The organism is Romboutsia maritimum (assembly GCF_002251085.2).
Lineage (GTDB): Bacteria > Bacillota > Clostridia > Peptostreptococcales > Peptostreptococcaceae > Romboutsia_B > Romboutsia_B maritimum.
In genome coordinates, this window is the sequence record NZ_NOJZ02000001.1 from 448634 (window position 1) to 456453 (window position 7820).

Here is a 7820-nt window from a genome sequence, read left to right on the forward strand (position 1 = left end):
CCTTATTCCTCCCCTTTTTTTGCACAAAAAAAGCCATGAAGAAATAAAACCTTCATGGCTTCGTTATGTTTATATATATTTTACTATATTTTTACATATTATTTCAAGTTAGCAAAAAAAGTTTTTTTAGACTTTTTTTTACAATAACAATCATATTTTTACATCTATAAAATTTAATATTTATTTATTTTTTAACTTCCCTAGTTTATTTCTAAAGCTTTCTATTTCTTTCAAATCAACTATATCAATAGAACCTCCTTGGAAATCGCCTCCTATATCTCCCATTCCTTCTTCTATCCAACCTTCCATTTCTATATAATAGTCCTTCAATTCTTCTATTATATCTTCATCTGCATCCCACAAATTTCTTTGATAAGCTTCTATTAACCTTCTTGAAATTTCTTCTAATGCCCATGGGTTATTTTCTTTGAAGAAGTTTCTATTTTCTTCATTTATAATAAATGTATTAGTTATTTCATCAAATATCCAATCGTCTACTTCATCAGTAGTTGCATCCCATCCATATACCCTTCCTACTCTTTTTGATATATCTGATGCACCTTTATAACCATGTCTTTTTTGACCTTCTATATATTTTGGATTCAATAGCTTTCCTGTTACCACTCTTCTAATTTCTTCTGATAAGGTTCTTACTTCAACGTTAGAAACTTCTCTTGTATCTCCATAATAAGTTTTTACTTCTTTATTAGAAACTTGCTTAGCTGCAGCAGTAAGTCCTCCATGTGCTCCAAAATAAGCACAACATCCTAATAAATCATGTTCATCAGAAGCTACTTTATTATAAGTTATATCTACTGTCTTTAAACTGTTTTCAAGTTCCTTAAATGATTCTTCACCATACTTATCTTTTCCATATGAATATCCATTATAATAATAAAATACATCAAGAAAATCAGATTTATCCTTCCAAGCAGATGAATAAACCATCATATTAATACCAGATAGATATGTTCCTGGTCTAGTACCAAATATTCTAGAAGATGCTGACTCAAAAGATAAATTATCTTTCATACTCTCTAACGTATGCTTTTTTATATAATTCTTATCTAGTGGCTCATCTAATTTAGCAACTTCTAAAACTGCTTCATCTAATAAATCTACACAATTTGAAAAATTGTCCCTAAGTATTCCTGATATCCTAACAGTTATATCTATTCTAGGTCTATTTAATTCTTCTAACGGTATTATTTCAAATCCATTTACTCTTCCATTTTTTGACCATTTTGGTCTAGCCCCTATTAAATATAATAATTGTGCCATTCCTTCGCCATCTGTCCAAAGTATGTCATTGCACATCCAGTATATAGCAAAGTTTTCTGGATAAGTACCAGTTTCATCTAAGTACTTTTCTATTACTTTATCTCCTAGCCTTCTTCCAACTTCATAAGAAACTTTCGTAGGAATTCTATATGGATCTAAAGTATAGAAGTTTCTTCCTGTTGGTAATATATCATCCCTACCTCTAGTTATAACTCCAGATGGACCTGCACTTATATATTCTCCATTCATTCCTCTTAATAAAGCTTCTATTTCCTTGGATTCTTGGACCCTATTTTTTATATCTAATATTCTTTCTTTAAAATTTTCTATTTTCTCTAGTTTATCTAAATCTTTAAGTTCATAACATTTAAATATATCTAAATTATTTTCTATACTTTTTTCTTCTATTAATATAGATATAACTTTTTTGCTTAGAATATCTAATTCAAAAGTTAAACTTCCATTATCTATTTCATATAAATCATTTATCTTCTCTTTATTTTGAAGTAAATTACTTAAATCAAGTCCTATTAAATTTGCTATATATCCCCTTAAAGATTTTTTATCTAATCCTTCAAATCTCAGTATAGAATTTATAAGCTCAACTAATCTTTCTCCAGTCGGAATTTCCCCTAATATATGTTGACCATCTTGAATTTGAGTGTTTTTTATTATAGAAAGTACCTTGTGACTTTCCTCTCTTATCTTATCCATATTATTGTGATAATCACTTATATCTATTTGTGTTTGTAAATTTGCCTTTTTTATTTCTTCCACTATTAAATGTTCTAATAAATGAGCTTGTGTTTTATCTGAAATTCTTACTTTTTCATATTGATTTAAAAGATTTTCTAGTTCTAAATATTCATCATAAAGGCCACCTTGAGTTAGTACTGTTTGCATATGGTCTATTAACGTTGCATATGACCTTCTCTTTGCAATAGTTCCTTCTGGTGGATTATCTGCATTGTATATATACAAATTAGGTAAATTTCCTATACATACATCTGGATAACAATTTTCAGATAATCCTACTCCCTTCCCTGGTAAAAACTCTAAATTTCCATGAGTTCCTACATGAATAATTACATCTGCTTTATACTTTTCTTCAAAATACCTATAAGTTGCTAAATACTGATGAGTCGGTGGAAGATGGGGATCATGAAGTATCTTACAGACTTGTCCATCACATTTAGAACCAGCGCAACCTCTCTTTGGTTGAACACAAACCAATGCATTTTTATAATTTAATCCTGTCACAACTATTTTTTCATCATAAATCATAGAAGGTACTACGCCATCAATTTCTTCACCAGGAGGATTTCCCCAGTTATCTATCATATTTTCTTGTACTTCTTTGCTAAGAGCATTAAACCATTTCATATATTCTTCTTTTTCTATTAAATCTAATGCTCCCCCTTTTTTCACAATCTCAGATATTGTAGTCCATCTAAATTCTGATATAGCTTTTTTGTGCATCATTGTATCTATTAATTCCTTACCACTTTCAGGAATATTTTCTAAATCATATCCATTTTCTTTTAATCTTTTTAAGACTCTTGATACACTTTCTAATGTATCTAAATTAGCCCCACCTCCTACAGATGCCTCTAGTGATGCACATGGATTATTATTAAGTAAAAATACTACTTTCTTTTCATTATTAGGCTTCTTACTCAAATTAACATATGATATAACTCTATTAACTAACTTTTCACATCTATTTTGTATAGGTACTCTAGTTTCTACACTATTATCATTGTCTAATGCACCTATAAATATCGGCTCTATAACTCCTTCTAACTCTGGAAGGGCTACACTCCATGCAATATCTTTAATCGTTCCATCTTTTTCTTTTTCCCACTCATCTACTGTCATATAAGAAGATGCTATTGGTTGAAAAATAGGACAATTTAGTAAATCTAATATATTTGTTTTGTTTGCATTTTCTAGACTAGAATAACTTTTAGAATCTGAATCTAAAAAGAAACTAGTCATTTTTATGATTGCATCAACTATAGGATTTCCATATTTATCTAAGAAGAAAGTTTTAACGGCATTAGCAGTTCCTTTAGTTCCTATGTCATCATTTCTTAAAGTATATGTAAAAATAGGTATAACATTATATCCTTTAGACTCTATGTTTTTTATAATATTTTTTTCTATTTCTATATTTTTATTTACCCAATATCCCCTAGATGTTATAAGACCAATCGTACCTTTTTTAGTGGGATTTTTAAATTCAAAATAATCCTGTACATTAGTAAATACCTTATCAGTTTCATAATGGTATATCCCATCCCAAGGAATTTCTTTTGGCTTTTCATGATTTATGTCTTCATTTAAAACATCTGATAATAAATACTTAATCATATTTATCCAATTTTTTTCTCCACTATAAGTCATATATGTATTGCAAATACTCGAAATTTCCAAACTATTTTTATCATTTATATACAAGTTAGACTCCCCACCTATATATATTTTAGGCTTGTCTATATCTTGCAGTAAAACATCAAGTTCATTCCATATATTATTTGAAGATGTCTTATTTAAAATTAGCAAATCACACTCATTAACTTTTTTAATTAGTTCATCAATACTTTGTATTTCTTCTTCTAACAATCGGCTTGAATATATGCTTATATTTACATGCTCTATCAATTGAGGTTTTAATTTTGATAAAATATTATAAGAACCATGCCACATTATAGCTACAATATTTTTCATATTCTATATCTCCATTTCAATAGGTGCATTTATTATTTTCTTTATTGTTTCTTGATCTAATTTTTTAGCGCTTTCAAATGGTAAACTTCTCATTCTATGCAAAAGAACCATTCTTGCAACTTCTTCTATATCTTCCTTTTGTACTAACTTTCTATTATTAAACGCTGCCATAGATTTTGTTGCTTTCATTAAAGTCAAATCTCCTCTGTGACCATCAATCTCTAGTGCAATAGAAAGCTGCGCATTTAAAAATAACATCTCATCACTTATCTCAACTTCATTTATAATTTTTCTTGCATTTTCAATTTTATCTCTTAATTCTTGTTCTTCTTCTTCCCATCTTGATATAAATTCATCTTGATTTTCTTCAAATTCAGATCTATACTTAACTATTTGCACACGCTTTTGAGGATCTTTTATTCCCTTTATATCAACACTAAATCCAAATCTATCTAATAATTGAGGTCTTAACTCCCCTTCTTCTGGATTCATAGTTCCTACTAATATAAAATTTGCTGGATGAGAAAATGAAATTCCCTCTCTTTCAACTGTATTTACCCCCATTGCAGCACTATCTAAAAGTAAATCTACAATATGATCGTCTAATAAATTTATTTCATCTACATAAAGTATTCCTCTATTAGCCTGTGCAAGTACACCTGGTTCAAATTTTTTAGTTCCACTTTTTATAGCTTCTTCTATATCCAAAGAACCTACCACCCTATCTTCCGTAGCTGATACTGGTAAATCTACTACCTTCATTTTTTGCTTAACTATTTCTATTTTTTCACCCTTATTTACTTTTTCTAAACAATCACTACACATAGTAGACTTATCATGAGGATTACAATTAAATCTGCACCCTTTTACTACATCTATTTCCGGTAAAAGATTTGGAATCGCTCTTACTGTAGTTGATTTTGCCGTTCCCTTTTCACCAAATACTAATATTCCTGATATTTTTGGATTTATTATATTTAATATAAGACCTTTTTTCATAGATTCTTGACCTATTATTGCAGAAAATGGATATAATTTTTTTGACATTTCTATTCCCCCCTAAAATTATTAATACTTTTTATAATTGATTCACTTTTCAAATCATCTATTTTTATATACTCTGCCCCAATATTTTTTGCTAATTCCTTAGCTATCCCAAAGCTCATTAACCCACTTTTTTCTATATCTATAACCATAGAATTAATTTTCCTTTGTTCTCTTATTGAACTTGCTATTTCCATAAGCTCTTGTTTAGGTTTTAAATCTTTGTTGATGGATATATTTCCTTTTCCATCTGTTATTATTATCATAAGTGGCAATAAATGTGGGTTTTTTCTAAGTTCTCTTTTTATTACCTCATATCCTTTTGATATCCCTAAATTTAGAGGTGTTTTTCCTCCAGTTTCCATAATCTCTAATAATTTATATCCTCTTTCTACACTTGTCGTGGGAGGAAGAATGACTTCTCCTTTATCATTTCTAAATGTAATTAAAGAAATTTTATCTCTTTTTATATAAGAGTCTTTTAATAATGATAAAATAGCTCCTTTAGTTTCAATCATTCTTTGACTTACTCCCATAGAACCACTAGAATCCACTACGAAAGTTATTAAATTTGAGACTTTCTTTTGTCTTACCTTTTCCCTTATATCTTCACTATTAATTTTTATAGCAAGATTATTTTTATCTCTATATTTTTGATGTGGTGCTGCTGCTCTTATTGTTGCATCAAGTGCAAAATCATTATTTTTTCTCTGCATTGTTGGGTATATATATCGTCCTGATTTACTGTTTGTTTTTGTTCTCGTTCTTTTTCCTTGACCATTTCTATAAGTTCTATCACTTTTGTGACCAAAGTACTTAAGTTTAAAATCTTTACCTATGTTAAATGTTTTTGACTGATTAGAATTGCTCTCCTCTTGATTATTTTCATTTTGCTTTTTTTGTTTATCATCATTTTGCTTGTCATAATTTTTTTCTTCGTTGTTATTTTTGTTATCTTCATTATTCTTTTTATCTCGTTCATTGCTATTATTATCTTCATTTTCATTAGAATTTTTGTTTTTTTGTTCTTCTTTATCATTGCTTTTATCTTCACTATCTATCATTCTATGAGCTAGTGCTAGATTGCTTGCTTCTTTTATATCTTCACTAATTATATATTTTCTTCCATCTAATGCTGCTATTGCCATAGATGTATGCCTCATAACTATATCCCCTCTATGTCCTTTTATATTGAACTTTAGGCAATAGTTAACTATCTCTTCTAAGTTTTCTGATGATACTTTTACTTCTTTTAATATTTTTTTTGCATTTTTTATTTTTAGTTTTAATTCTTCTTCTTCCTCTAAAAAACTATCTATAAATTTAATAGGATTTTTTTCAAAGTTTTCTAGTCTTCTTAAAATATCTACTCTTTTTTTTACATCTTTACTTGAACGTATATCTACATATAAACCAAATCTATCTAAAAACTGTGACCTAAGTTCACCTTCTTCAATATTCATAGTACCTACTAATGTAAAATCACTTTCATGAGAATATGAAATACCTTCTCTTTCAATTGTGTTAATTTTACTTTGAGATACATCTAGTAACATATCTACTATATTATCTTGAAGTAAATTTACCTCATCTACGTAAAGTATCTTTTTATTTGCACTTTTAAGCAATCCTTCTTCTAAATAAACTTGTCCATTTTTTATTGTTTTTTCTAAGTCAATTGAACCTATTAATCTATCTTCACTTACTGATAGTGGTATTTCTACTATATTATTATTTATTGTATTGTTATCTTTATTTGAATTTATAAGATTTGATAATGACCTCACTATAGTTGATTTTGCAGTTCCTTTTTCTCCATTTATTAAAACTCCACCTATTTTAGGATTTATTAAATTTAGTATTAATGATTTTTTCATTTGTTCTTGTCCTATAATAGCTGAAAATGGATATGTAATTTTTCTCATTTGCTCCCCCCATCTTTCAGAAATTACCAAAAAATAAAAGCCAAAAAGAGGAAATTCATTTCCTGACCTTCTTGGCTTATTTTTATCTTTATATTATATTTTTAATATTTTAAATCTTTGTCTTTGATATAAATATAGTTCATTTTACGCTATTTTGTCAACTTTCAGATTTGGTTAATACCGCAAAAGGGAGGCCAATCACGTTTGCATCCATGCCAGCTAAAAATAGCTCGCAAATGGATGTTACTCTGTGATTTTCCCTCCCTTTCGCTGGGTTTATATCTATCTAAATATACTAGCTAATCTTGATGCAACTGTTGCAACAACATTTTGTTTTTCTATACTAACTGTATATGTTTGTGTTGTAGTTGTATCTTTTGCTGTTACTATTATTTTGCATCCTTCTACTATATTAGAGTCAATAGCTAAAGGTGTTTTATTTTCACTATCTTCTTTACTGTATACTTTTATGTCTACTCCTTCTTCTTTTTTCATTGCTTCTTTGAATTCTGATACTATCATTGCTTTTTTTAATGTTATTGTTAAATTGTTAGAATCTTTAATATCTACTATTACATTTTCTGTTGAAGTTAGTGTTGCTTCATCTTGTGCTTTTAATAAATTTCTTGCAACTCCTATTTCTTTTATTAAATTATTTTTTACTTCTTCATCTTTTAATCCGTTTACTAATACTTCTGCTCCTGCTATTTTTTCTTCATTTACTTCTGATTTTAATGCTTTCTTACTTTCATCTGTAAATAATCCATTTACTTCTTCTGTTGCTACTTTTACTTTTTCTGCTTCTGCTTTTTCTTCACCTTGTGCTTTTAATAAATTTCT

4 protein-coding genes are annotated in these 7820 nt (G+C 28.3%); all 4 read right to left on the minus strand.

Features of this window, described 5'->3' with window-relative positions:
• Positions 1-180 precede the first annotated feature (180 nt).
• Positions 181-4011 carry a cobaltochelatase subunit CobN gene (cobN, locus tag CHF27_RS02155; RefSeq protein WP_095405783.1) on the minus strand — a complete coding sequence of 1277 codons (3831 nt, stop codon included), beginning with the start codon at positions 4009-4011 and terminating at the stop codon, positions 181-183.
• 3 nt (positions 4012-4014) lie between these two features.
• Positions 4015-5058, minus strand: coding sequence for an ATP-binding protein (locus tag CHF27_RS02160; protein ID WP_095405784.1), 1044 nt, complete (start codon positions 5056-5058; stop codon positions 4015-4017).
• A 2-nt stretch (positions 5059-5060) separates the two neighbouring features.
• A complete protein-coding gene (locus CHF27_RS02165) occupies positions 5061-6980 on the minus strand; it encodes an AAA family ATPase (protein ID WP_095405785.1) in 1920 nt (639 codons plus the stop codon).
• 282 nt (positions 6981-7262) lie between these two features.
• Positions 7263-7820, minus strand: a 558-nt coding sequence (locus CHF27_RS14150) for a toxin Cry1Ac domain D-VI-related protein (RefSeq protein WP_158534716.1), incomplete at its 5' end; no start/stop codon positions are given.

What these genes read in the sequence shown, in the direction of transcription:
- cobN (WP_095405783.1), bottom strand. Translation starts at nt 4,011, where the DNA reads ATGAAAAATATTGTAGCTATAATGTGGCATGGTTCTTATAATATTTTA.
- CHF27_RS02160 (WP_095405784.1), bottom strand. Translation starts at nt 5,058, where the DNA reads ATGTCAAAAAAATTATATCCATTTTCTGCAATAATAGGTCAAGAATCT.
- CHF27_RS02165 (WP_095405785.1), bottom strand. Translation starts at nt 6,980, where the DNA reads ATGAGAAAAATTACATATCCATTTTCAGCTATTATAGGACAAGAACAA.